The organism is Mesorhizobium sp. M7A.F.Ca.US.002.01.1.1 (assembly GCF_004022955.1).
Classification (GTDB): Bacteria; Pseudomonadota; Alphaproteobacteria; order Rhizobiales; family Rhizobiaceae; genus Mesorhizobium; species Mesorhizobium ciceri.
In genome coordinates, this window is sequence record NZ_RZQE01000924.1 from 1 (window position 1) to 1078 (window position 1078).

Annotated in this window: 1 protein-coding gene; it reads right to left on the bottom strand. The window is 61.0% G+C overall.

Annotated elements, in window-relative coordinates; all coding sequences use genetic code 11:
- Positions 1-1078 (bottom strand): GAF domain-containing protein (locus EN932_RS36770; protein ID WP_128369555.1); only part of this gene is annotated, 1078 nt, incomplete at both ends.

A 1078-nucleotide genomic window follows, 5' to 3' on the forward strand; every position in this document is an offset into this window, starting at 1 on the left:
GGAACGCACCACGCCCGTCCCGCGAAAAGTAGGCTCGAAGACGGCCGTGTTGCGTGGCATGGGGAAATTTTCGAAAGCGGAGCGTGGCGCGCCCGACAGGGCGTAGAGCACATAGCTGTCCCCCTTGTCATCGAGGACATTGTAGAAAAAAGCTCCGAATTGCGCGCCTGACAGCGCGACGCCAGCGTCGGTGACAATCTGGACAATGCGCTCCACGTCCAGCTCGGCTGCCACGGCGGCGGCAGTCGCATTCATCATCTGAAGTTGGTTCTCCACCCGCTTTCGCGCGGTAATATCCATGACGGTGCCGATGAAACGCACCGCGCGTCCGGACCGGAAAAGAGATTCGCCCGTTGCAGCTATCCAACGCTCCTTTCCGTCGCGCAGCCCGATCGTCCGATATTCGATGTCGTAGCGGGAAGATTCGCCCGGCGCGAGCGCCCGGCGTACGGCCTCATCCGCCCTTTTGCGGTCTTCTGGATGGAGACCGGCCAGGAACGCGCTCTCATATGTCACCTCCGCCTCAGGTGGCAGACCGAAGAGAGCTTTGCATCGGTCGTCCCAACGCAGCACCCTTGTGATGGGATCATAGTCCCACGTTCCGATAGCGGCTGCATCGGTTGCTAGCCTTAGCCGCTCCTCGCTCGCTCGGGCAGCCTGTTCCGAGCGGACGCGCTCGATGTGAGCCCATGACCGCTCTGTCACCTCCGCCAGCAAGGACAGTTCGCGCTGCGACCAGACGCGGCGCTGCGTGTCGTGAACGGCCATTAGCGCAGCCAGCCGGCCTTGCTTGACCAAGGGCATGCAGATCGTTGCCGTTATGCCGATATCCTGAAAAGTCTTTGCTTCCTCGGGTGCAATTTCCTCGAGATTGTTGTTGATGACGAGCGGCCGATTGGCGGTCAGATTGCCAACAGCGAGGCGACCGAAATCGGCAAGACTGTAGTATCCCCTGATGCTAGGCGAGCCAGGAGCGCTCCAGTCGCCGCGAATGGTGAAGTGGTCCTGGTCCGGCTCCATGTCAGCGTAGGCGCAAATCGAAACGCCTAGATGTTCGCCAAGTAGACGGGTGGTGACC